The 23,589-nt window shown below is 62.4% G+C and carries 23 protein-coding genes; 18 read left to right on the top strand and 5 right to left on the bottom strand.

Translation table 11 applies throughout. The features are described from left to right. Positions 1–112: 112 nt before the first annotated feature. From AC3B5Q_RS00685 to AC3B5Q_RS00710, 6 genes are all read left to right on the top strand, one after another. Positions 113–565 carry a MarR family winged helix-turn-helix transcriptional regulator gene (locus AC3B5Q_RS00685; protein ID WP_021782544.1) on the top strand — a complete coding sequence of 151 codons (453 nt, stop codon included), beginning with the start codon at positions 113–115 and terminating at the stop codon, positions 563–565. Then, a complete protein-coding gene (locus AC3B5Q_RS00690; protein ID WP_021782545.1) occupies positions 562–2,649 on the top strand; it encodes an FUSC family protein in 2,088 nt (695 codons plus the stop codon). The genes AC3B5Q_RS00685 and AC3B5Q_RS00690 overlap by 4 nt, the downstream gene beginning before the upstream one ends. Next, positions 2,646–2,858, top strand: a complete 213-nt coding sequence (locus AC3B5Q_RS00695) for a DUF1656 domain-containing protein (protein ID WP_003255905.1) — start codon at positions 2,646–2,648, stop codon at positions 2,856–2,858. Before AC3B5Q_RS00690 ends, AC3B5Q_RS00695 begins: the two co-directional genes overlap by 4 nt. Then, positions 2,855–3,730: an efflux RND transporter periplasmic adaptor subunit gene (locus AC3B5Q_RS00700; RefSeq protein WP_003255903.1), complete on the top strand. Its 876-nt coding sequence runs from the start codon at positions 2,855–2,857 to the stop codon at positions 3,728–3,730. The genes AC3B5Q_RS00695 and AC3B5Q_RS00700 overlap by 4 nt, the downstream gene beginning before the upstream one ends. Next, complete coding sequence (locus tag AC3B5Q_RS00705; protein ID WP_274118649.1) at positions 3,727–5,145, top strand: efflux transporter outer membrane subunit; 1,419 nt, start codon at positions 3,727–3,729, stop codon at positions 5,143–5,145. The genes AC3B5Q_RS00700 and AC3B5Q_RS00705 overlap by 4 nt, the downstream gene beginning before the upstream one ends. Positions 5,146–5,281: 136 nt before the next feature. Then, positions 5,282–7,192 carry an FTR1 family protein gene (locus AC3B5Q_RS00710; RefSeq protein WP_103463456.1) on the top strand — a complete coding sequence of 637 codons (1,911 nt, stop codon included), beginning with the start codon at positions 5,282–5,284 and terminating at the stop codon, positions 7,190–7,192. A gap of 62 nt (positions 7,193–7,254) precedes the next feature. Here AC3B5Q_RS00710 and AC3B5Q_RS00715 read toward each other — a convergent pair whose 3' ends face one another. Continuing rightward, positions 7,255–7,500: a TIGR02647 family protein gene (locus tag AC3B5Q_RS00715; RefSeq protein WP_021782549.1), complete on the bottom strand. Its 246-nt coding sequence runs from the start codon at positions 7,498–7,500 to the stop codon at positions 7,255–7,257. A 69-nt stretch (positions 7,501–7,569) separates the two neighbouring features. Then, positions 7,570–7,872: a hypothetical protein gene (locus AC3B5Q_RS00720; RefSeq protein ID WP_021782550.1), complete on the bottom strand. Its 303-nt coding sequence runs from the start codon at positions 7,870–7,872 to the stop codon at positions 7,570–7,572. A 148-nt stretch (positions 7,873–8,020) separates the two neighbouring features. Here AC3B5Q_RS00720 and AC3B5Q_RS00725 point away from each other — a divergent pair, with 148 nt between their 5' ends. Together AC3B5Q_RS00725 and AC3B5Q_RS00730 are read left to right on the top strand one after the other, a co-directional pair. Continuing rightward, on the top strand, positions 8,021–8,683 hold the full coding sequence (locus AC3B5Q_RS00725) for a glutathione S-transferase (RefSeq protein ID WP_021782551.1): 663 nt from the start codon (positions 8,021–8,023) through the stop codon (positions 8,681–8,683). Positions 8,684–9,092: 409 nt separating this feature from the next. After that, entirely contained in the window at positions 9,093–10,421 is a 1,329-nt protein-coding gene (locus AC3B5Q_RS00730; protein WP_488392791.1) for an IS110-like element ISPpu9 family transposase, read from the top strand. Between the two features lie 83 nt (positions 10,422–10,504). Here AC3B5Q_RS00730 and argH read toward each other — a convergent pair whose 3' ends face one another. Continuing rightward, on the bottom strand, positions 10,505–11,899 hold the full coding sequence (gene argH, locus AC3B5Q_RS00735; RefSeq protein ID WP_021782552.1) for an argininosuccinate lyase: 1,395 nt from the start codon (positions 11,897–11,899) through the stop codon (positions 10,505–10,507). 297 nt (positions 11,900–12,196) lie between these two features. On the opposite strand from argH, the gene AC3B5Q_RS00740 reads away from it, so the two are divergent. The 7 genes from AC3B5Q_RS00740 (at position 12,197) to AC3B5Q_RS00770 (ending at position 18,576) form a co-directional block, all read left to right on the top strand. Beyond that, a complete protein-coding gene (locus AC3B5Q_RS00740; protein WP_021782553.1) occupies positions 12,197–12,940 on the top strand; it encodes a LytR/AlgR family response regulator transcription factor in 744 nt (247 codons plus the stop codon). A gap of 118 nt (positions 12,941–13,058) precedes the next feature. Beyond that, the gene (hemC, locus tag AC3B5Q_RS00745) at positions 13,059–14,000 is read left to right on the top strand and encodes a hydroxymethylbilane synthase (RefSeq protein ID WP_330508819.1); all 942 of its coding nucleotides are present in this window, start codon (positions 13,059–13,061) and stop codon (positions 13,998–14,000) included. Beyond that, a complete protein-coding gene (locus AC3B5Q_RS00750) occupies positions 13,997–14,764 on the top strand; it encodes a uroporphyrinogen-III synthase (protein ID WP_021782555.1) in 768 nt (255 codons plus the stop codon). Before hemC ends, AC3B5Q_RS00750 begins: the two co-directional genes overlap by 4 nt. 45 nt (positions 14,765–14,809) lie before the next feature. After that, on the top strand, positions 14,810–15,910 hold the full coding sequence (locus AC3B5Q_RS00755; protein ID WP_103443287.1) for a uroporphyrinogen-III C-methyltransferase: 1,101 nt from the start codon (positions 14,810–14,812) through the stop codon (positions 15,908–15,910). Next, positions 15,907–17,145, top strand: a complete 1,239-nt coding sequence (locus AC3B5Q_RS00760; protein WP_488392792.1) for a heme biosynthesis protein HemY — start codon at positions 15,907–15,909, stop codon at positions 17,143–17,145. The genes AC3B5Q_RS00755 and AC3B5Q_RS00760 overlap by 4 nt, the downstream gene beginning before the upstream one ends. 222 nt (positions 17,146–17,367) lie before the next feature. After that, the gene (locus tag AC3B5Q_RS00765; RefSeq protein WP_021782558.1) at positions 17,368–17,874 is read left to right on the top strand and encodes a disulfide bond formation protein B; all 507 of its coding nucleotides are present in this window, start codon (positions 17,368–17,370) and stop codon (positions 17,872–17,874) included. A 231-nt stretch (positions 17,875–18,105) separates the two neighbouring features. Next, positions 18,106–18,576 (top strand): Rsd/AlgQ family anti-sigma factor, encoded by a 471-nt coding sequence (locus tag AC3B5Q_RS00770; RefSeq protein WP_021782559.1) that lies wholly within the window; start codon positions 18,106–18,108, stop codon positions 18,574–18,576. 8 nt (positions 18,577–18,584) lie between these two features. Here AC3B5Q_RS00770 and AC3B5Q_RS00775 read toward each other — a convergent pair whose 3' ends face one another. Continuing rightward, a complete protein-coding gene (locus AC3B5Q_RS00775; protein ID WP_021782560.1) occupies positions 18,585–19,223 on the bottom strand; it encodes an FKBP-type peptidyl-prolyl cis-trans isomerase in 639 nt (212 codons plus the stop codon). Positions 19,224–19,401: 178 nt separating this feature from the next. Here AC3B5Q_RS00775 and AC3B5Q_RS00780 point away from each other — a divergent pair, with 178 nt between their 5' ends. Then, positions 19,402–20,415: an AlgP family protein gene (locus AC3B5Q_RS00780; RefSeq protein WP_488392793.1), complete on the top strand. Its 1,014-nt coding sequence runs from the start codon at positions 19,402–19,404 to the stop codon at positions 20,413–20,415. Here the strand turns inward: AC3B5Q_RS00780 and AC3B5Q_RS00785 are convergent. After that, a complete protein-coding gene (locus AC3B5Q_RS00785) occupies positions 20,394–20,873 on the bottom strand; it encodes a TIGR02444 family protein (RefSeq protein WP_488392794.1) in 480 nt (159 codons plus the stop codon). The two genes, AC3B5Q_RS00780 and AC3B5Q_RS00785, sit on opposite strands and share 22 nt — an antisense overlap. A gap of 50 nt (positions 20,874–20,923) precedes the next feature. Here AC3B5Q_RS00785 and AC3B5Q_RS00790 point away from each other — a divergent pair, with 50 nt between their 5' ends. Next, positions 20,924–22,834 carry an ATP-binding cassette domain-containing protein gene (locus AC3B5Q_RS00790; RefSeq protein WP_103443289.1) on the top strand — a complete coding sequence of 637 codons (1,911 nt, stop codon included), beginning with the start codon at positions 20,924–20,926 and terminating at the stop codon, positions 22,832–22,834. Further along, entirely contained in the window at positions 22,834–23,421 is a 588-nt protein-coding gene (locus AC3B5Q_RS00795; RefSeq protein WP_103443290.1) for a mechanosensitive ion channel family protein, read from the top strand. The genes AC3B5Q_RS00790 and AC3B5Q_RS00795 overlap by 1 nt, the downstream gene beginning before the upstream one ends. Positions 23,422–23,589 lie beyond the last annotated feature (168 nt).

The raw sequence follows: 23,589 nt of genomic DNA on the forward strand, positions 1-23,589 counted from the left end.
GAAAAATGAACAACATTTAACCCCCGGCTATCCGTCGCCCCCTGTTGACGACAGGGGGATGTTGGGGCGTATATTGATAGTTAGCAAACTATGAATATATTTGGTTCTCTTCATGTCCCTTGATCTCCTGCGCCTGCAAGTCAGCAGTGGCATGGTGGTTGCTGCCCGCCACTGGCGGCGCATCTGTCATACCGCCTTGACCGGCTACGGCATTTCCGAGGCCTGCGCTGCGCCGCTGCTGATGATCGTGCGCCTGGGTGACGGCGTGCACCAGGTGGCTGTGGCCCAGGCTGCCGGCCTGGAAAGCCCGTCGCTGGTACGCCTGCTTGACCAACTGTGCAAAGCTGGCCTGGTGTGCCGCAGCGAGGACCCACTGGATCGCCGCGCCAAGGCACTGAGCCTGACGGCCGAAGGCCGTGCCCTGGCCGAAGCCATCGAAGCCGAACTGGTGCGCTTGCGCCGCGATGTGCTCGGCGGTGTCGATCAGGCCGACCTGGAAGCTGCCTTGCGTGTGCTTCGTGCCTTCGAGGCTGCCGGCCTGGGCAACGCAGGCGGGGTGGCATGAACGGTTTCTTCAGCTCTGTCCCTCCGGCCCGTGACTGGTTCTACGGTGTGCGCACCTTCGGCGCGTCCATGATTGCCCTGTACATTGCTCTGCTCATGCAACTGCCGCGCCCCTATTGGGCCATGGCTACGGTGTACATCGTTTCCAGCCCGTTCGTCGGCCCGACCAGCTCCAAGGCGTTGTACCGTGCCATGGGCACGTTGCTCGGCGCAGGCGGGGCGATCTTCCTGGTGCCGCCGCTGGTACAGTCACCCTTGTTGTTGAGCATCGCCATCGCCCTGTGGACCGGCACCTTGCTGTTCCTTTCGCTGAACCTGCGCACGGCCAACAACTACGTGCTGATGCTGGCCGGTTATACCCTGCCGATGATTGCCCTGGCCGTGGTGGATAATCCGCTGGCAGTGTTCGATGTGGCCTCTTCTCGCGCGCAGGAAATCTGTTTGGGAATTGTCTGCGCGGCAGTCGTCGGGGCTATCTTCTGGCCACGCCGGCTGGCGCCGGTGGTAGTCGGTGCCACCGGAAACTGGTTCACCGAGGCGATTCGCTACAGCGACACCTACCTGGCCCGCGATGTCAGTGCCGACAAGGTCGGCGGGATGCGCGGGGTGATGGTCACCACCTTCAACTCGCTGGAGCTGATGATCGGTCAGCTCGCCCACGAAGGTGCCGGCCCGCATACCCTGAAGAACGCCCGCGAATTGCGCGGGCGGATGATCCATCTGCTGCCGGTGATCGACGCCCTCGACGATGCACTGGTAGCCCTGGAAGGCCGCGCCCCGGCCCAGTTTGCCCAGGTTCAACCCGTGCTTGAAGCCGCTCGAGAATGGCTCAAAGGCACCGCCGACAGCGCTTCGGTAGCGCACTGGGCAACGTTGCACGAGCAGATCGGCCGCCTGCAGCCCGCTACAGCCGCCCTCGACCAACGCGCCGAGCTGCTGTTGTCCAACGCCCTGTACCGCCTGACCGAATGGGCCGACCTGTGGCAGGACTGCTGCACCCTGCAGCACGCCCTGCGTACCGATGATGCCAAGCCTTGGCGTGCGGTGTATCGCCACTGGCGGCTGGGCCGCCTGACAGCGTTTTTCGACCGTGGCCTGATGCTGTACTCGGTAGCCTCCACGGTCCTGGCTATCGTGGTCGCCTGCGGCCTGTGGATCGGCCTGGGCTGGAACGACGGCGCCAGTGCGGTCATCCTCGCGGCAGTTGCGTGTAGCTTCTTCGCCGCTATGGACGACCCAGCACCGCAGATCTACCGGTTCTTTTTCTGGACGCTGATGTCGGTCATCTTCTCCAGTCTGTACCTGTTTTTGGTACTGCCTAACCTGCACGACTTCCCGATGCTGGTGCTGGCCTTTGCCGTACCTTTCATCTGCATAGGTACCCTGACTGTACAGCCGCGCTTCTACCTGGGCACCTTGCTGACCATCGTCAACACGTCGACCTTCATCAGCATCCAGGGCGCCTACGACGCCGACTTCTTCACCTTCCTCAACTCCAACCTTGCCGGCCCCGCGGGCCTCCTGTTCGCCTTTATCTGGACCCTGGTGATGCGCCCGTTCGGCGTGGAGCTGGCGGCCAAGCGCATGACCCGCTTCGCCTGGCGCGACATCGTTGAAATGACCGAGCCTGCGACGTTGGCCGAACACCGCCAGGTTGGCGTACAGATGCTCGACCGCCTGATGCAGCACCTGCCACGTCTGTCGCAAACCGGCCAGGACAGTGGTGTGGCGCTGCGCGACCTGCGCGTGGGATTGAACCTGCTCGACCTGCTGGCGTACATGCCGCGCGCCGGCCAGCAGGCTCGCGAGCGCCTGAACACTGTGGTCGAGGAAGTCGGCGCGCACTACGCCGCTTGCCTGCGTGCTGGCGAACGCCTGCATGCCCCGGCCGCACTGTTACGCAACATGGAACGCGCTCGCCTGGCGCTTAACCTGGATGAGCTGTACGAGCGCGGCGATGCCCGCACCCACCTGCTGCATGCCCTGAGCGGCCTGCGTCTGGCGCTGTTGCCGGGTGTGGAGGTGATGCTCGAGCCAGCTGAACAACCGCAACTGCCCCCCGGCCTCGACGGAGCACCCCTGTGATTGGTGAACTGGATATCAGCGGGGTGTTCCTGCCCACGCTGCTGGTGATGATGTTTGGCACCTACCTGCTGTTCCTTGGGGTGCACGCGGTGCTGGTGCGCCTGCATTTCTACCGCCTGGTCTGGCACCGGGCGTTGTTCAACGTTGCTCTGTATGCCGTGCTGCTTGGTGCGGTGGACCACTTTTGCCGAAACCTGATGCTGCCATGAAAAAACCTATGCTGACCTTGGGCCGTGTGGTCCTGACCTTGCTGGTAGTGACCTTCGCCGCCGTGCTCGTGTGGCAGATGGTGGTCTACTACATGTTTGCCCCCTGGACCCGTGACGGCCACATACGCGCCGACGTGATCCAGATCGCCCCCGATGTGTCGGGATTGATCCAGAAGGTCGAGGTGCGCGACAACCAGACCGTCAAACGTGGCGACGTGCTGTTCACCATCGACCAGGACCGCTTCACGCTGGCCCTGCGTCAAGCCAAGGCAACCCTGGGCGAGCGCCAGGAGACCCTCGCCCAGGCTTCCCGCGAAGCGCAGCGCAACCGCAAGCTGGGCAACCTGGTGGCCGCCGAGCAACTGGAAGAAAGCCAGTCCCGCGAGGCCCGTGCCCGTTCGGCTGTCAGCGAGGCGCAAGTGGCTGTCGATACTGCCCAGCTCAACCTTGACCGCTCGGTGGTGCGCAGCCCGGTAGACGGCTACCTCAACGACCGCGCGCCGCGTAACCACGAGTTCGTCACCGCCGGCCGCCCGGTGCTGTCGGTGGTCGATAGCGCCTCGTACCATGTCGATGGCTACTTCGAGGAAACCAAGCTTGGCGGTATACACATCGGCGATGCCGTGGACATCCGTGTGATGGGCGACAATACCCGCCTGCGCGGCCATGTGCAGAGCTTTGCCGCTGGCATCGAAGACCGCGACCGTAGCAGTGGCGCCAACCTGCTGCCCAACGTCAACCCGGCGTTCAGTTGGGTACGCCTGGCCCAGCGCATTCCGGTGCGCATCGCCTTTGACGAAGTGCCGCAAGACTTCCGCATGATCGCCGGGCGTACTGCCACGGTGTCGATCATCGAGGGCCAGCGCCCATGAAACAGCTGATCCTGGCTGGCCTGTGCCTGTCGCTGGGGGCCTGCATGATGGTGGGCCCCGACTATGAGGTGCCTGGGGATGCGGCCGTGCAACGCAATGACCTGAACGGCCCGCTGCGCCAGGATGCCGACAGCGTCGTGTCGGCGCCGGTCCCCGAGGACTGGTGGCAGCTGTATCAGGATCAGCGGCTGAACGAGCTGGTGCGTCAGGCGCTGAGTGCCAACACCGAACTGCGCGTGGCGGCGGCCAACATCGCCAAAGCTCGCGCCCAGGTGGAGGTGGCGGAATCGCAAGGCGGCTTCAACGGTGGCGTCAAACTCGGCGCTCAGCGGTTGCAAGAGTCGGGCGAAGCCTTCCTGCAGCCTGAGAAGGTGCCGGTAGCCAACATCGGTGAGGCCATCATCAGTGCCTCGTACCAGTTCGACCTGTGGGGCACCTTCAAGCGTGGTACCGAGGCTGCCAAGGCAAATGCCGACGCAGTGCAGGCCGCTGCCGACACTGCCCGCATCACGCTTGTGGCGGACGTGGTCAAGGCTTATACCCAGGTGTGCTCGGCCAACGAGGAATACCACATTGCCCGTGAGTCCCTCGATTTGCAGGAGCAAAGCGTGAAACTCAACCAGCGCCTGCGCGATGCTGGGCGTGGCGATGAAACCCAGGTCACCCGCTCGCAGACCCAGTTCAAATCCTTGCGTGCTGAACTGCCACGCTTCAAGGCCGAACGCGAGACGGGCATGTACACCCTGGCCGCGCTGCTGGCCAAGCCGGTCGACCAGTTGCCTGCCGGTACCGCCGATTGCGCCGAGCTGCCGCACCTGAACCAGCTGGTCCCGGTGGGCGATGGCGCGGCCCTGCTCAAGCGCCGCCCCGACGTGCGCCAGGCCGAACGCCAGCTGGCTGCCGCCACCGCCTATATTGGCGTAGCCACTGGCGCTTTGTACCCGGACATCAGCATTGGCGCCCAGGTTGGCACCATCGGTATCCTGGAGAACCTTGGCGAGCCTTCGACCAACCGCTGGGGTTTTGGCCCGCAGATCAGCTGGAGCATCCCCACCAACGGCACCCGTGCCCGCATTCGCATGGCCGAAGCCTCGACCCAGGCGGCGCTGGCGCATTTCGATGGCGTGGTGCTGAACGCCATTCGCGAGACCCAGACCCGGTTGGCGCAGTACAGCGCCCTGCTGGATCGGCGCGATGCGCTGGCCGAGGCGGAGAAGTCGGCGAAAGAAGCGGCGGACCAGACGCACCGGTATTACCAGGCGGGGCGTGAGTCGTTCCTGGCGGATTTGCAGGCGACGCGGACCTATACCGATATGCGTGCTCAGTTGGCGGCGGCGAACAGCCAAGTGGCAATGGGACAGATTGGGGTGTTTCTGGCGTTGGGTGGTGGTTGGAAGGGTACCGCCAAGCCCTGACGCGAGGGCTGATCCTCTATGCACCCACTTCATCTGATTTGTAGCAAGATTTTTCATGAAATCCGCCCAAGACCCTTGAGTGAAGCAAAGTGGAAGTGAACAATGTTCTCTTTCGCATTCACCTTCGAGACTGGCCATGAATACCCGTTCCCGTCTGCTTGCCTGGCTGCCGGCTTTGCTGCTTGGCCCGGTGCTGGCGCTGTGCAGCACCTTGGCGCTGGCCGAGTCCCCCGCCGAGGCTGCCAAAGCCCAGCACCTGCTTGATTACATTGGCGCTGACTACCCGCCGACCGTGCAAGACGGCAAGGTGATCGACGATGGCGAATACCGCGAGCAACAGGAGTTCAGCGCGGTATTGGCGGACCTGGTCAGAGGCCTGCCCGCAAATACTGAACAAGCTGCTTTGGAACAAGGTGTTCAAGCGCTACGCCAAGCCATCGACCAACGCCAGGAGGGCGCCGCAGTCGCCAAACAGGCCCGACAGCTGGGTGCACGACTGGCTGTGGCCTACGAGGTCAGCCAGGCACCGGTGATTACCCCGGACCCAGCCCGCGGTGCTGCGCTGTACGCGCAAAACTGCTCGATTTGCCACGGCGAAACCGGCGCCGGCGATGGCCCGGCTGGCGTGGGCCTGGAGCCTGCACCCGCCAACCTGCGCGATGTTTCGCGCCTGGACCAGTTGAGCCTGTTCGACCTCTACAACACCCTGGCCCTGGGTATCGACGGCACCGAAATGCCGTCGTTTGCCGACCAGCTGGACGATCGCCAGCGCTGGGACGTGGCCGCGTACATCGCCAGCTTCACCGCCAAGCCGGAAGCGGGCAAGGGTGACAAGGCCTGGAACCTCGCCGACCTGGCTCGCCAGACGCCGGCCGAAGTCGCCGCCAACGAAGGCACTGCGGCCGTCGAGGCATTCCGTGCCCAGCGTGCTCAACCGCCGCAAGTAAAGCGCGGCCCTGCGCAATTGCTCGAATACACGGCCAGCACACTGGACAAGAGCCTGGCGGCCTACCGCGCAGGCGACCACGATCAGGCCTATGACCTGTCGGTGGCGGCCTACCTGGAGGGTTTCGAGCTGGTGGAAAGCTCGCTGGACAACATCGACACCCAGGCGCGCAAGGACACCGAAAAAACGCTGATGGCCTACCGTCAGTCCTTGCAGGACGGCTTGCCCGTGGCCCAGGCCGAACAGCGTCTGGCCGACGCCAAAACCAAGCTCGAGCAGGCGGCCAAGCTGCTGGGCAGCGATGGCCTGAGCTGGACGCTGAGTTATATCTCCGGTTTGCTGATCCTGCTGCGTGAAGGCCTCGAGGCGATTCTGGTGCTGGCGGCGATCCTGGCCTTCCTGCGCAATACCGGGCAGCAGTCGGCAGTACGCAGCGTCAACATCGGCTGGGGCCTGGCGCTGGTTGCCGGCTTCGCCACCTGGGCGCTGGCAGCCTATGTGATCGATGTGGGGGGGGCTCAGCGTGAGCTGCTGGAAGGCGGCACGGCCCTGTTCGCCGCGGTGATGGTGCTATGGCTGGGGGTGTGGATGCATGACCGCCGCCATGCAGCCGCCTGGAAGGACTACATCAAGAGCAGCCTGGTCAGCGGCGGCGGGCGCTTCGGTTTTGCTGTGCTGGCCTTTTTCTCGGTATACCGCGAATTGTTCGAAGTAATCCTGTTCTACGAGACCCTGTGGCTGCAGGCAGGCCCTGCCGGGCATCAAGCGGTGCTGGCGGGTGGTGCGACGGCACTGATGCTGCTGGTGGGCCTTGCCTGGGTGATTTTGCGGGGTTCGGCCAAGCTGCCGCTTTCGCTGTTCTTCAGCATCAACGCCGCGCTGCTGTGCGCGCTGTCGGTAGTATTCGCCGGGCATGGCGTGAAGGCGCTGCAAGAGGCCGGCGTGCTAGGCACACGGCCGGTGGCGTTCTTCGAGTTCGATTGGCTGGGGATTCATGCCGATGCCTACTCGCTGTCGGCGCAGGCGGTGGCGTTGCTGGCCATCGTGCTCCTCTACGGCCGCTCGTGGCTGGCGGAAAGGCGCAGTGCTGCGGCCAACTGAGTGGAGCGTGCGCGGTCCCACAGGGACCGCGCAAGGCCTCAGATCTTGCGCAAGCCTGATGCTCAGGCCGGCTGTGGCGCCTTGAGAATGTTCTGCAGCAGTTGGACACTTTCAACGGCGTCATGACCCAGACTGGTCAGGTAGCCGCCATCCGGTTGATCGGTCAGCCCCTTCTCATGCAGGCGTTGTGCAGCCGCGATCAGGGCGGGGGATGCGGTGCTGGTTATCTTGATGCCTTCCTGGCTGCTGTCGTGTTTGAACAGCGCGAGTACTTCCAGTTCGTCGATCAGATCGGGGGTAAAAGGCATGGCAGCTCCTGACTTCCAGACAAGGATGGCGGCACCGTCAGCGGTGCCTGATCTTCGAGTGTAGCCGGGTTATTCGTCGTCGCCTTGATCCATCTCAGGCGGCAGCTCCGGCAGTGCCCGCAGAGCGTTCTCATACCACTCGCCGTTGAACGCACGGTCCTCTACCAGCATGTTGTCGATTTCGAAGGCCAGCACATGGGCCATCAGGTTCAGAATGTCTTCACGCTCATAGCCAACCAGCGTCAGCTTGTTGAAAGTGGCCTTGGCCGCAGGCGGCTCGCCGCTCTCGATCTGGTTTTCGATGGCTTGGGTCAGCGTGGCCTCGGCGAAGGCTTCGTCGTCGTCATTGCCGATGTCGGTGGGCTCGCTCATGGCGGTACTCCTAGGATGGGATGCAACAGTGTGCCATGCCTATGGCGGCAATGCCCGAGCATTGACGCGGTGCATGACGCTGGTCAGCGGCAGGCGTTCAGTCTATAAAAGCCAGGCCAACTCCTTACGGCCTGGAGGCTGTTACCTCATGCTCAAGCTTCATGGATTCTCGGTCAGCAACTACTACAACATGGTCAAGTTGGCCCTACTGGAAAAAGGTCTGCCCTTCGAGGAAGTCACCTTCTATGGCGGCCAGGCGCCACAGGCGTTGGAAGTGAGCCCGCGGGGCAAGGTTCCGGTGCTGCAGACCGAGCAGGGCTTCCTCAGCGAAACCAGTGTGATCCTCGACTACATCGAACAGACCCAAAGCGGTAAGGCACTGCTGCCGGTCGACCCGTTCGAGCAGGCCAAGGTGCGTGAACTGCTCAAGGAAATCGAGCTGTACATCGAGCTGCCGGCGCGTACCTGCTACGCCGAGTCGTTCTTTGGCATGTCGGTCGAACCGCTGATCAAAGAGAAAGCGCGTGCTGACCTGCTGGCAGGTTTTGCCACGCTCAAGCGCAACGGACGCTTTGCACCCTATGTGGCGGGCGAGCAGATGACGCTGGCAGACCTGATGTTCTGCTTCTCGGTCGACCTGGCCAACGCGGTGGGCAAGAAGGTGCTGAACATCGACTTCCTGGCGGACTTCCCGCAGGCCAAGGCGTTGCTGCAGCTGATGGGCGAGAACCCGCACATGGCGCGGATCTTGGCGGACAAGGAAGCGTCGATGCCGGCCTTCATGGAGATGATTCGCAGCGGTAAACGCTGAGTCTGGTGTTGTGCCCTTCGCGGGCATGCCCGCTCCCACAGGTCTGCACCGCTATTGAAACTTGTGCAATATCTGTGGGAGATCACCCAGCCCTTCCGGGCTGCGCTGTCGCGCAGCAAACATGAGGTGTACGGCTTTAGATCCGCAGCGACGCTGACATTTTGAAAAAGAAAAGGCGGTTGGCCCGGTAGGGCCAGCCGCCTTTTGCTTTGTTAGGGTTCGTGTGCGCGGGACAGAGATCGTAGCCAGCACTGGTGTGTGTCCGCACACCCGCGTGGGAGAGTGATCCGCACGGTATCGGCGTGAAGTCCCTGTAGGCATCAGCTGATTCAGCTGTGACCACGTATGAGAGAGTGAACCCTTTCGCCACCGTGTGCCCCGCGCGCCCTTTATCCTGCGAGGATTCATCATGGCGCGCAAGCCTTCCAAGCAACGCTTTACCGTCGTCCATCCCGATTGCGCAGCGATCGATGTCGGTGGTCGAGAGCATTTCGTGGCGGTCGATCCCCGGCACGAAAATCCCGTCCAGTCGTTCACGTCCTTTACTGACGACCTGCTCAAGATGGCTAACTGGCTTGAAAGCCTGGGGATCAAGGTCGTTGCCATGGAATCCACGGGGGTTTATTGGATTCCAATTTACGAGATTCTCAGCGAGCGCGGTTTTGAGGTTTATCTCGTCAATGCCAGAGCAACTCGGCAAATCACGGGCCGTAAATCAGATGTGCTGGATTGCCAGTGGATTTGGCAGCTGATGACTCATGGACTGCTCAGAGGCGCATTCCGCCCCGATGATCTGACCTGCTGCGTCCGGTCATTGGTCAGGCAGCGTGCTTCCAAAGTGAAAGACCAGGCGCAGACGCTGAACCGGATGCAAAAGGCCATGAGCCAAATGAACATCCAGCTGGCCAATGTCATCAGTGATATTTCCGGCGTAACTGGCATGAAGATTTTGCGAGCCATCTGCGCAGGTGAACGGGACCCAGTGCAACTGGCTGAACTGACCGACCGCCGCATCAAGGCAGGCAAGGAGGCTGTCGCTCGGAGTCTTCATGGCAATTGGCGGCGCGAGCATTTGCATGCGCTAACTCAGGAATTGGCTGCCTATGACTTCCTGGAGCAGCAAATTGCTGATTGTGACGACGCCATAAAAGCCGCGTTAGAGCAGTTGCCGGTGCTGCAAAACAAGCCAGAGCCATCCAATAAGCCTTTACGGAGCCCGCACCGAAACGGTGCCCAACAGACTGAACTGCATCAGACATTGTGGAAAGTTCTTGGCGTGGACCTAACCGCAATTCCAACCATTGGGGTGGACACTGCATTAGTGCTGACAGGGGAGATCGGTACAGATCTATCACGCTTCCCGTCCTCACAGCACTTCTGCTCTTGGTTGGGACTGGCTCCCCCTACTCGAATCTCCGGCGGTCCTCGACTGGCAAGTGGTGGGCCAAAAATAGTCAATCGAGCAGCTCAAGCACTCAAGCAGGCTGCATCCAATGCCCGTAACGACAAGGGTTTCATTGGTGCATCGCACCGAGCCAGACTGACTCGAATGGATACCAGCTGCGCCATCAAGGCCACTGCGCATCAGTTGGCACGTCTGGTGTACAACCTTTTAACCAAGAAGCAGGCTTATGTTGAAAAAGGTCTTGAGGAGTTCGAAACCAGAAGCCAGGACCGGCAGGTCCGGGCTTTGCTCCGCAAAGCCCGGAAACTGGGGTATCAGCTGGTGGCCGCTTGAGTGCTTAGAAAACAGTGGGTTGTATTTTGTTTGATGAGAGCGGGCGTGCCCGCGAACGAGGGCGAAGCCCTCGCCTTGGGGGGTTAGCGAGACGCCAACAGGGCCTTGCCACGAACAACGGCAGCGCGCACCTGCGCCGGCGCCGTACCACCAATGTGGTTACGGGCGTTCACCGAACCTTCCAGCGTCAGCACGGCAAACACGTCCTGCTCGATCTGGTCGCTGAACTGGCGCAGTTCGTCCAGGCTCATCTCGGCCAGGTCCTTTCCAGTGTCCACACCATACTTCACCGCGTGGCCGACGATCTCGTGGCAGTCACGGAATGGCAGGCCACGGCGAACCAGGTAGTCGGCCAGGTCGGTAGCGGTGGAGAAGCCGCGCAGGGCCGCTTCACGCATGATGGCGTGCTTGGGTTTGATCGCCGGGATCATGTCAGCAAAGGCCCGCAGCGAGTCGCGCAGGGTGTCGGCGGCGTCGAACAGCGGTTCCTTGTCTTCCTGGTTGTCCTTGTTGTAGGCCAGCGGTTGGCCTTTCATCAGGGTCAGCAGGCCGGTCAGGGCGCCGAACACGCGGCCGCTCTTGCCGCGTACCAGCTCTGGCACGTCCGGGTTCTTTTTCTGCGGCATGATCGAGCTGCCGGTGCAGAAGCGGTCCGGAAGGTCGATGAACTGGAACTGCGCGCTGGTCCAAAGCACCAGCTCTTCGGAGAAGCGCGAAAGGTGCATCATCGCCACGCTGGCAGCGGCGCAGAATTCGATGGCGAAATCACGGTCCGACACGCCATCCAGCGAGTTGCCGGCCACGGCTTCAAAGCCCAGCAGCTTGCAGGTCAGTTCACGGTCGATCGGGTAGGTGGTGCCGGCCAGTGCGGCGCTGCCCAGTGGCATGCGGTTGGTGCGCTTGCGGCAGTCGACCAGGCGCTCATAGTCGCGGCTGAGCATTTCGAACCACGCCAGCAGGTGGTGACCAAAGGTGACCGGCTGCGCCGTCTGCAGGTGGGTGAAACCAGGCATGATGGTTTCGGCTTCACGCTCTGCCTGCTCCAGCAGGCCCTGCTGCAGGCGGGTGATTTCGCCCAGGATCAGGTCGATTTCGTCGCGCAGCCAAAGGCGGATGTCGGTGGCCACCTGGTCGTTGCGGCTACGGCCGGTGTGCAGCTTCTTGCCGGTGATACCGATGCGGTCGGTCAGGCGTGCTTCGATGTTCATGTGCACGTCTTCGAGGTCGACACGCCAGTCGAAGTTGCCGGCTTCAATCTCGCCCTGGATGGTTTTCAGGCCATCGATGATGGTGTCGCGCTCGTCATCACTGAGCACGCCGACCTGCGCCAGCATGGTGGCATGGGCAATCGAACCCATGATGTCGTGACGGTACAGGCGCTTGTCGAAATCTACCGAGGCGGTGAAGCGGGCGACGAAGGCGTCGACGGGCTCACTGAAGCGGCCGCCCCAGGACTGATTGGTCTTGTCGGTGCTCATGGATTCACTCATTGCAGGCGTGAACGAAAAAGTGGCGTCGATGATAGCAGGGTTGGGCTGGCTGCCGCAGGGCGCCGGTCGAGAGAAATGCCCGGAAAATCGCAGAGAAGGATTTCAAGGAATGAACGGCAGTGTTCCACGGACCGTCTACAGTTGGACAAAGGACTGGCAGTGAATCTGCCGGGCCGAGTGAATCTTTGGCCATCGCACCGGTCTAGAGCGTGACCGCAGTGTCGCTCGAACCACACCTGTCTACGCTATACCTGTGCGAGACTCATTCAGGAATCCAGCGCAATTATGAATGTCCTGATCGTTGATGACGAACCCCAAGGCCGTGAACGCCTCAGCCGGCTGCTCGGCGAACTGGAGGGGTACACCGTGCTGGAGCCCAGCGCCACCAACGGCGATGAAGCCTTGGCGCTGATCGAAAGCCTCAAGCCCGATGTGGTCCTGCTGGACATCGGCATGCCAGGCCTGGATGGCCTGCAGGTCGCCGCTCGCCTGTGCGAACGCGAGGCGCCGCCCGCGGTGGTGTTTTGCTCCGGGGATGATGAATACGGTGCAGAGGCATTCAAGGACAGTACCCTCAGCCATGTGACCAAGCCCTTCCAGGCGCAGGCCTTGCGCGATGCCTTGCGCAAGGCCGAAAAACCCAACCGTGCCCAATTGGCGGCGCTTACCCGGCCAGCCAATGAAGGCGGCGGCCCTCGCAGCCATATAAGCGCCCGCACGCGTAAAGGCATCGAACTGATCCCTTTACCCCAGGTGATCTATTTCATTGCCGATCACAAGTATGTGACCTTGCGTCACGAAGCCGGGGAGGTGCTGCTTGACGAGCCGCTCAAAGCCCTGGAAGACGAATTCGGCGAACGCTTCGTGCGCATCCATCGTAATGCGTTGGTCGCCCGTGAGCGTATCGAACGCTTGCAGCGCACCCCGCTGGGGCACTTTCAGCTGTATCTGAAAGGCCTGGACGGCGATGCCTTGACCGTCAGCCGTCGCCATGTGGCCGGTGTGCGCAAGATGATGCAGACGCTCTGAGGCCCTCGGATCCAGGCCGCTCCTGCACCTGGCTGCGTATGACCTGTTGATCCGTATCTGCAAGCGATACCGGCGATGCTGTTATCATCGGCGGTATTTCTCTGGATCGGGGCGTTTCATGTCCACTCGCGAAATCCGCATTGCCACCCGTAAAAGTGCTTTGGCCCTGTGGCAGGCCGAATACGTCAAGGCCCGCCTCGAGCAGGCCCACACCGGTCTGAAGGTGACCCTCGTACCCATGGTCAGCCGTGGTGACAAGTTGCTCGACGCGCCGCTGGCAAAAATCGGCGGGAAGGGCCTGTTCGTCAAGGAACTGGAAACCGCGCTGTTGGACAACGAAGCCGACATCGCCGTGCACTCGATGAAAGACGTGCCCATGGACTTCCCCGAGGGCCTGGGCCTGTACTGCATCTGCGAGCGTGAAGACCCGCGTGATGCCTTCGTTTCCAATACCTTTGACAGCCTTGAAGCGCTGCCCGCCGGCAGTATCGTCGGGACCTCAAGCCTACGCCGTCAGGCCCAGTTACTGGCGCGCCGCCCGGACCTGCAAATCCGTTTTCTGCGCGGCAACGTCAATACCCGCCTGGCGAAGCTGGATGCCGGCGAGTACGACGCCATCATCCTCGCCGCAGCGGGCCTGATCCGTCTGGGCTTCGAAGACCGCATCACCTCCACCATCAGCGTCGATGACAGCCTGCCGGCAGGTGGTCAGGGCGCGGTGGGCATCGAGTGCCGCAGTGCCGACGTTGAGATCCATGCACTGCTGGCGCCACTGCACCATGTCGACACCGCTGACCGGGTGATGGCCGAGCGCGCGCTGAACAAACGCCTGAATGGTGGCTGCCAAGTGCCGATCGCCTGCTACGCGCTACTTGAAGGTGACCAGTTGTGGCTACGTGGCCTGGTCGGCCAGCCTAGCGGCGGGACCTTGCTGGTGGCCGATGCCCGTGCCCCGCGTGCTGCTGCCGAGACCTTGGGCGTACAGGTGGCCGAAGACCTGCTGGGGCAGGGCGCCGAGACCATTCTCAAGGAAGTCTACGGCGAGGCCGGTCACCCGTGAGCCAATGGCGCCTGTTGCTGACCCGGCCTGCCGAGGACTGTGCGGCGCTGGCGCAAAGCCTGGCGGCAGCGGGCGTGGGTAGCAGTTGCCTGCCTCTGCTGGAAATTGAACCTATTACCGTGCAAGCCCCACAGCGACTGTCGCTGGAGGGCTTGCATGACTTCCAGGCGATCCTTGTGGTCAGCAAGCCGGCCGCCCGGCTGTTGCTAGAGCATCTGGCCCAGGCCAGCATCCAGCCTCCGCAGCGAGGCTGGTTCACCGTGGGTGAGGCTACCGCTGGGGTGCTGCAGGGTGCAGGGCTGGAGGTAAGCTTTCCGCCGCGTGGCGATGACAGCGAAGCCTTGCTGGCACTGCCGGCCCTGCGCCAGGCACTTACCGAGCCGGCACCGCGTGTCTTGATCGTTCGCGGCGTCGGAGGTCGCGAACTGCTGGCAGAGCGTCTTGCAGAGCAAGGTGCTAGTGTCGAATATCTGGAACTGTATCGTCGCTGCCTGCCGGCCTACCCGGCGGGTACGCTGATGCGCCGCATTGAAGCGGAACGCCTCAATGGCCTAGTGGTCAGCAGTGGGCAGGGTTTTGAACATTTGCAGCAGATGGCCGGTGCCGATTGGCTGCGGCTGGCCCAGTTGCCGCTGTTCGTGCCCAGCCCGCGGGTTGCCGAGCAGGCCAAGGCCGCCGGGGCCCAACAGGTTGTGGATTGCCGTGGCGCCAGTGCCACGGCCTTGCTGGCAGCCGTGCAGCGTAGCGCTGCACCTGCCTCTTAAGGCGCTAAGCTGAATGCGGTGCGCCCCCATGCAAAGGATGGATACGTGAGCGAGACTGTCTTGTCCAATAACGATCAACCGTCGGCACAGGCGCCTGCGGAACCCGTTACCACCCCACCTGCCAAGCGCTCCGGCAGTGGCCTGGCAGCGCTGGCCTTGCTGCTTGGTGCGGCCGGGGTGGCGGTAGGTGGCTGGGGTGTCTGGCAGGTGCGTCAACTGCAGGGCAGTGAGTTCAACCAAGGCCAGCACATCGAGGCGCTGAACCAGCGCGCCGAGGCGCTGCAGCAACGTGAGCAGCAGATCAGTGCGCAACTGGCCAGTCTGCCAGCTGCCAGCGAGCTGGAAGACCGCCGGCGTTTGGTAGCCCAGCTACAGGGCGACCAGCAGCGTCTCAGTCAGCGCCTGGAAACCGTGCTGGGAGAAAGCCGCAAAGAATGGCGCCTGGCCGAAGCCGAGCACCTCCTGCGCCTGGCTACCCTGCGCCTTTCGGCGTTGCAGGACATCACCAGTGCCAAAGCCTTGGTCGAAGGCGCCGACGAGATCCTGCGCGAGCAGAGCGACCCGGGTGCCTTCGCTGCCCGCGAGCAACTGGCACGCAGCCTGGCCATGCTCAACAGCACTCAGCAACCGGACCGAACCGGCCTGTTCTTGAAACTGGCTGCACAGCGTGAGCTGGTACAGCAGTTGAGCGCCCAGTCCCCAGAGTTCGACAGTAACGCCGATGCGCTTGGCGCCCTGACCGCCGACGGTGATGGTGCCAGCAGGCTGTCGCAGTGGTGGGCGGAAATATCCAAGTACTTCCAGATCGACTTCAACGCCGATGAAAACGTGCGTCCGTTGCTGGCCGGGCAGCAACTGAACCAGCTGCGCCTGGCCTTGAGCCTCACTATCGAGCAGGCCCAGTGGGCGGCGCTCAATGGCGATGCCAAGGTTTACACGCAGGCGCTGGACGACGCCCGCAGCGTACTGCTGGCCAACTTCAACGCAGACAACCCGCAAAGCAAGGCCATGCTCGACAGCCTCAATGCCTTGGCCGATCAGCCGGTGTCGGTGGTTACCCCTGACCTCAGTGAAAGCCTGGCGGCTGTGCAGGCCTATATTCAGCGCCGTCACCTGCCGGCCGAGGCTGAAGGGGGCAAGCCATGAAGCGTGTCTACCTGTTGGCCGTGCTTGCAATCGTGGTTGCTGCGGCACTGGGCATCGCGGTCGCCAAGCACAGCGGCTATGTACTGATTTCCTATGGTGGCTTCCGTTATCAGTCGGGGCTGTGGGCAGCCTTGGCGGGTATTTTGGCGGTCGTCCTGCTGCTGTGGTTGCTGCGCTATCTGGTCGGCCTGGTGCTGACCTCCAGTGGTGTGGTCAACCCTTGGTCACGGCGCAACCGCAGCCGACGTATCCGCCTAGCGATCGAACAGGGCCAGCTCGATCTCGCCGAAGGCCGCTGGGCCAGTGCCCAGCGACACTTGCACCGTGCCGCCGAGGCTGAGCGCCAACCGTTGTTGTACTACCTTGGTGCCGCGCGCGCGGCCAACGAGCAGGGCCGCACCGAAGACAGCGACAACCTGCTGGAGCGTGCCCTGGAGCGCCAGCCACAAGCGGAGCTGGCCATTGCCCTGACCCATGCCCAATTGCAAATGGACCGCGGTGAAAGCGATGGAGCCCTGGAAACCCTGCTGGCCATGCAGGAACGTCACCCGCACAGCAGCCAGGTGCTGCGCTTGCTGCAACGCCTGCATCTGGAGCGCGGCGACTGGTCTGCACTGATCCGCCTGCTGCCCGACCTGCGCAAGGGCAAGGTGCTGCCGGCCGCCGAGCTGGCGGCTCTGGAACAACGTGCCTGGGGCCAGAACCTGAGCCTGGCCGCCACCCGTGGCGAAGACACGCAAAGTGCACGTCAATCCTTGGAGCGCGCTTGGCAGCAACTGACCGCAGCCCAGCGCCAGGAGCCACAACTGGTGCTGGCGTACGCCGAGCAATTGCGCCAGGTAGGTGCCCAGAACGAGGCCGAACAAGTGCTGCGCACTGCCCTCAAGCGCGACTATGAAAGCCATCTGGCCCGCCTTTATGGCCTGGTGCGTGGGGATGACCCGGCACGTCAGTTGCAAACCGCTGAAGGTTGGCTCAAGGCTCACCCGCAAGACGCAAGCCTGCTGCTGACCCTGGGTCGTCTGAGCCTGCAGAACCGCCTGTGGGGTAAGGCGCGTGATTACCTGGAAAGCAGCCTGCGCATGGAGCGCAATCCCGAGGCCTGTGCTGAACTGGCCCGCCTGCTTGCGGGGCTGGGCGAGACCGAGCGCAGCAACCAACTATTCCAGGAGGGCCTTGGCCTTCTGGACGAGCGCCTGCTGGCGCTGCCTTTGCCAGAAGGCGTACGCGCCTGACCCACCCCAAGGCCCGCGCCAAGGTGCGGGCTTTGGGGGTAGGTAATTTATCTTTTCCTGTCAGTTAGATCTGAAGTCCGTTTCTTCCGTCGTCTCCTACCTCATATCTGGAAATTTCCTACGCGATTCAGCGACTTGTCGTTGTTGTCGTGCCTTGAAACAAAGCGTGTCTTTCCTCTACCGTTTCAAGCCACTACTTTTTCCCCGGGACCTTCACCGCCCATGCTGCCGGCCCGTTTGCGCACCTTTTTTCTTCCTGCCTGCCTGGTTGCACTGGCGGTACTGGTTGCGTCTTTTCGTCTGGAAAACACAGTGGGGCTGAGGCCGTGCCCACTGTGCCTCAGCCAACGGTTGCTGCTTGGCGTTTACGCGCTGCTGTGTTTCGCCGCCGTGCTGCAGGCGCCGGGCACGCAGGGCATCCTTCGTTACGCTCGGCTGGCGCTGGGCTGCTCGCTGGCCGGCGCATTGCTGGCCGCACGGCATGTCTGGTTGCAGGGTGTTGAGGTGGGCAATGATGTATGCCCGGTGCCGATAGGGCGAGTGTTCGAGCAATCCTGGGGTGAGGCGGCACGGCAACTGTTGCTGGGTGGCCCGGATTGCCGTTCGCTTGCCTGGAGCTTTCTCGATCTGACACTGCCGGAATGGAGCCTGTTGGCTTTCCTGCTGCTGGCGGCTCTGCCCTTGAGTTGCCTGCTGGCGTATCGTTTCCGCACCCTGGCTAGAACATGACCTGGCGCAAGGTTGCGCCATTAGCGCGACCAATGGCGATGTAACAGGTTATTAAACACTTGTATGAACTTTGTGTGCTGCGTACCTTGAAGGGCAGCACGCGCGGGAATAATCTCCCAGCACGCATACCGGAAAAACAACTGCTCGATGCCGTCCTGCTGATGTCACCTTTGTGCTGCGCGGTCGTGGTGCGAGGTGCAGCGGCATCTACCCAGAAGGGAAGTGATCGCCATGCTCGATAGTTGTCAGAACGCCCAGGAACGCTGGGGTGGGGTTCACAAGCTGATCGACCGTTGGCTGGAGGAGCGCCAGGAACTGGTGCAGGCTTTTCGCGCCCTGCGCGATGTGAAGCCAGCCTTCGCCGACAAGGATACCAACGGGGACTTTTGCTCACTTCTGGTCGACTACGTTTCGGCGTGGCACTTCGAAGTCTGCGAGCAACTGGTCAGCGAGGCCAAGGCGTTCGGAGACGAGAAGGCGCTGAAGCTGGCCGAAGAGATCAACCCTCGGATCAACGACAGTACTCAGATTGCACTGGCCTTCAATGACCATTGCGCCAAGGGGGAGTGCAAGGACACCGAACGCTTTGCCGAGAAGCTGGCCAAATTGGGCGGGTTGTTGCATGAGCGCTTCGAGCTTGAAGACTGTCTGATCGAAGTGCTGCACAACGCACACAAAGAAGAGGGTGCAGTGCAGGCCTGAGGTTGGCGTCAGTCGCCAACCGCCAGCAGTTCGATCTCGAATACCAGGGGGGTGTAGGGTGCAATCAAATCCCCCGCCCCCTCGGCGCCATAGGCTTGCGCTGAAGGAATTACCAGGCGCCATTTGGCGCCAGTGTGCATTTTCGGCAAGGCGACCTGCCAGCCTTCGATAACCGAATCCAGGTTGAACCATTGTGGTGTCTGGTTTTGGTCGAATACCGAGCCATCCGGCAGTCTGCCCACATAGCGTACCTGCACTTTGCCGCCTGCTTTCGGCTGAGCCCCCGTGCCTGCCTGCAGTTCACTGTACAGCACACCTTCCGTTAGTTCGTGTACCCCGTAACGCCCACGCTCATTAGCCATGAAACGTGTTTCGGCAGCCTGCAGCTTTTGCGTAGCGGCGTCACTTTCCTGGGTTTCATGCTGCTGGAGCACCGCCTGCATGCGTGCCTTGTCGAGCTTGAGGGGTTGCCCCTGATAGGACTGCTTCAGGCCTTCGACCAGCGCATCCAGTTGCAAACCCGGCATCTCCTGGCGCAGGCGTTCACCCAGGCTGGCACCCAGGCTGTAGGCCAAATCGTGGTCTTCGCTCTCGGCCAAGGCGAGGGGTGCCATCAGGCATAAACCTAAAACAAGATATCGAGGCAACGCCTGACTCCCAAATACCAGCAATGATTAATTCAGCAACTACACTTTCACGCAGCTGCAAGATAACAACTTTGCCCAGGCATGCAACGCGGCGTAAATATTACGGTCAACATGCCCTAGCGGCGGTAGCAGCAGAAGCATAGTATGAGCCGTAATCTCGTCAGCCAGGAGGTAAACCATGTCGGCCAAAAAGAAGCCAGTAAGTACGCCGTTACACCTGCTCCAGCAACTTTCGGGCAGCTTGCTCGAGCACTTGGAAGAGGCCTGCTCGCAAGCGCTGGCTGATGCGGAAAAACTGCTGGCGAAGTTGGAAAAGCAGCGTGGCAAGGCACAGGAAAAACTGCACAACGGTCGCCTGAAACTGCAAGACGCGGCCAAGGCAGGTAAAGCCAAGGCGCAGACCAAGGCGCAAAAAGCCATTGGTGAACTTGAGGAACTGCTCGATTCTCTCAAGGAACGTCAAACCCAGACCCGCTCTTACATTCAGCAACTCAAACGCGACGCTCAGGACAGCCTCAAGCTGGCCCAGGGTGTAGGCAAGGTACGCGAAGCTGCAGCCAAGGCACTTGATCAGCGTGCAGCGAAACCCACCAAGTCGGCTGCCGCCAAGCCTGCGGCCAAACCAGCTACGAGGTCGGCCGCTGCCGCCAAGCCTGCGACCAAACCAGCTGCGAGGTCGACCGCTGCCGCGAAGTCTGCGGCCAAACCGGCTGCCAAGGCGACCGCTGCCGCGAAGCCTGCAGCCAAACCGGCTGCCAAGGCGACCGCTGCCGCGAAGCCTGCGGCTAAACCGGCTGCCAAGGCGACCGCTGCCGCGAAGCCTGCGGCCAAACCGGCTGCCAAGGCGACCGCTGCCGCCAAGCCTGCGGCCAAACCGGCTGCCAAGGCGCCCGCTGCCGCGAAGCCTGCGGCCAAACCGGCTGCCAAGGCGCCCGCTGCCGCGAAGCCTGCGGCTAAACCAGCAGCCAAGGCGCCCGCAGCAGCCAAACCTGCGGCCAAGCCAGCTGCCAAAGCCCCTGCTGCCAAGCCAGCCACAAAACCAGCTGCCGCCAAGGCACCTGCACGCACGGCCGCTAAGCCTGCCGAGGCCAAACCCGCTACACCGGCCGCCGCAACCAACTCGGTGAGCCCGGCTGCAGCAGCACCGTCGGCACCTGTGAGCACGCCTGCTCAGGCACCTTCGGCGTCCTGAAGCGCAGCCGCTGCGACGCGCAACTGAACTAGCGCGTCATGATGCAGAGCCCGGTCCGGTGCCAGCCGGGCCAGCCAGTCGTCCGCGGGCTCATGGGAGCCCACGGGCCACTCTTGCGAGCGTTCCTGCAAGCGCTCAAGCAAGGCTTTTTCAGCCCGCAACTCCAACCCTTTCACCTGTTCACGTAATGCCGCCAGTTGTGTATCACCCGATGCTGTGGCTCGCCATTGCTGGCGCAGGCTGCGTAGCGGGGTAACCACGTCACGCTGCCAGGGCTCGGCGAGTTCTTGCAGTGCTTGTGCGCGTTCGCCCAGCACGGTTACTCCGCGTGCTTGTAGCCAGGTTGCGCACAGCAGCAGGCAGACATCACCGCCCAGTGCCTGCAGTTCAAGGCAGGCGGCTTCCACGCCGGGCCTGGCATACAGGGTCAGGGCGTAATTCCAAAGGTCGGTGTGCATGGTTCCACTCGCGCTATGGGCCGAGGAAGCTGGTAGACTCCGCGACCATCATGATCAGACTATCCAACCTCACTTTACAGCGTGGTCCGCAGCGCTTGCTAGAAGGCGCCGAGATGACCCTGCACGCCGGTCACAAGGCCGGCCTGATCGGCGCCAACGGCGCCGGAAAATCCAGCCTGTTCGCCTTGCTGCGCGGTGAGCTGTCACCCGATGCCGGTGACTGCCAACTGCCCGGCGACTGGCGCATCGCCCACATGCGCCAAGAGGTCGACACCCTCGACCGCCTGGCTGTGGACTATGTGCTTGACGGCGACGTGCGCCTGCGCAAGGTCCAGGCCGAACTGGCCGCCGCCGAGCAGGCCCACGACGGCACCGCCCTGGCGCGCCTGCACAGTGAGCTGGAAAGCGCCGACGGCTATACCGCCGACGCCCGTGCGCGCAAATTGCTGGCTGGGCTGGGCTTCACCAACGAGCAGATGGACCGCCGTGTCGGCGATTTCTCTGGTGGCTGGCGGATGCGCCTGAACCTGGCCCAGGCCCTGATGTGCCCGTCCGACCTGTTGCTGCTCGACGAGCCTACCAACCACCTCGACCTCGACGCGATCCTGTGGCTGGAAGACTGGCTCAAGGGCTACCCCGGCACGTTGTTGCTGATCTCCCACGACCGTGACTTCCTCGATGCCGTGGTCGACCATGTGCTGCACGTCGAGCAGCGCAAGCTCAACTTGTACAAAGGCGGCTATACCGCCTTTGAGCGCACCCGTGCCGAGCGTCTGGCGCAGCAGCAGCAGGCCTACGAGAAGCAGCAAGCGCAGCGCGCGCACATGGAAAAGTACATTGCCCGCTTCAAGGCTCAGGCTACCAAGGCCCGTCAGGCGCAAAGCCGGATCAAGGCCCTTGAGCGCATGGAAGAGCTGTCGGCGGCGCATGTCGATTCGCCGTTCGACTTTGTCTTCCGTGAATCGCAGAAAATTTCCAGCCCGTTGCTGAGCCTTTCCGAAGGTTGCCTGGGTTATGGCGACAAGGCCATCCTCGACAAGGTCAAGCTGCAGCTCACCCCGGGTGCTCGTATTGGTCTGCTCGGGCCCAACGGCGCCGGCAAGTCGACCCTGATCAAGAACCTTGCAGGTGAGCTGGAACCGTTGTCGGGCCGTCTGGTTCGCGGCGAGAACCTGGCTGTAGGCTACTTTGCCCAGCATCAGCTGGACTCGCTGGATGACAAGGCCAGCCCGCTGCTGCACCTGCAGCGCATTGCCCCTACCGAGCGTGAGCAGACGCTGCGCGACTTCCTCGGCGGCTTCGACTTCCACGGTGCCCGCTGCGACGAGCCGGTGGTGAACTTCTCCGGTGGCGAAAAGGCTCGCCTGGCACTTGCGCTGATTGCCTGGGAGCGGCCAAACCTGCTGCTGCTTGACGAACCGACCAACCACCTGGACCTGGAAATGCGTCTGGCGCTGACCATGGCCTTGCAGGAGTTTGCCGGTGCAGTGGTGGTGGTATCCCACGACCGTCATTTGCTCAAGAGCACCACGGATGACTTCCTGCTGGTGGCCGACGGCAAGGTCGACACCTTCGACGGTGACCTGGAAGACTACAGCCGCTGGCTGGTCGAGTACCGCCAGCGCAGCGCGCCGGCCAGTAGTGCACCGGCCAACCCGGACAAGACCGACAAGAAAGCTCAGCGCCAGGCTGCCGCAGCCTTGCGCCAGCAGTTGGCACCGCACAAGAAGGCTGCCGACAAGCTGGAAAGCGAGCTCAACCAGGTGCACGCGCAATTGGCCGAGATCGAGACTGCGCTGGGTGATGGTGGCCTTTACGACGCGGCGCGCAAGGACGAGTTGCGCGATCTGCTGGCGCGCCAGACCAAGCTCAAGCAACGCGAAGGCGAGCTGGAAGAGGCCTGGATGGAAGCGCTGGAAACCCTTGAAAGCATGCAGGCCGAACTCGAGGCGCTGTCCTGATGGAGGAACTGCGTTCGCTGCTGCCAGGGCAATGGATGGATACCTTCTGGCTAGGCTTGCAGATACTCTTGATCCTGGTCGCGGCGTTCATCCTGCAGCGTATCGTCGCCCGTGGGCTTGGCCGACTCGGCCAGCGTTACCCGTTGCCGCCGGAGTTGCTGGTGCCCGTTCGCGGTGGCCTGCGCTGGCTGATCATGGGCAGCGCGCTGCTGTTCGTGCTGGAGCGCCTGGGTGTTTCGGCGACTGTGTTGTGGACAGCACTTTCCGGCTTCGTCGCGGTAGCGGCGGTGGCCTTCTTCGCCATGTGGAGCGTGCTGTCCAACCTGTTGTGCGCGGTGTTGATCTTCACGGTTGGGCCGTTTCGCATCGGCGATGTGGTCGAGCTGGTCGACACCCTCGACAAGCCCGGCGTGAAAGGCCGGGTGATCGCCATCAACCTGCTGTTCACCACGCTGCTGGAAATGCCCGAAGCGGGTGGGGCGCTTGTGCAGGTGCCCAATAGCCAGTTCTTCCAGAAGTCGGTACGACGCTGGCGCGGGGCCGAAGTACAGGCCCTGCACAAAGAAACAGCTGCCGAAGCTGACTGAACCTGTACTGGCCCCTTCGCGGGCGCGCCCGCTCCCACAGGTATCCCACCGTCTGAAGATGCACTGGGCGTGGGAGCGGGCGTGCCCGCGAAGAAGTCAGGTCAGACACCACAAATCCATCAGAAATCACTGGTTATTTTTTCGCCAAAACCTTAGCTTAACGTTTTG

This window comes from Pseudomonas sp. D5(2026) (assembly GCF_057766845.1).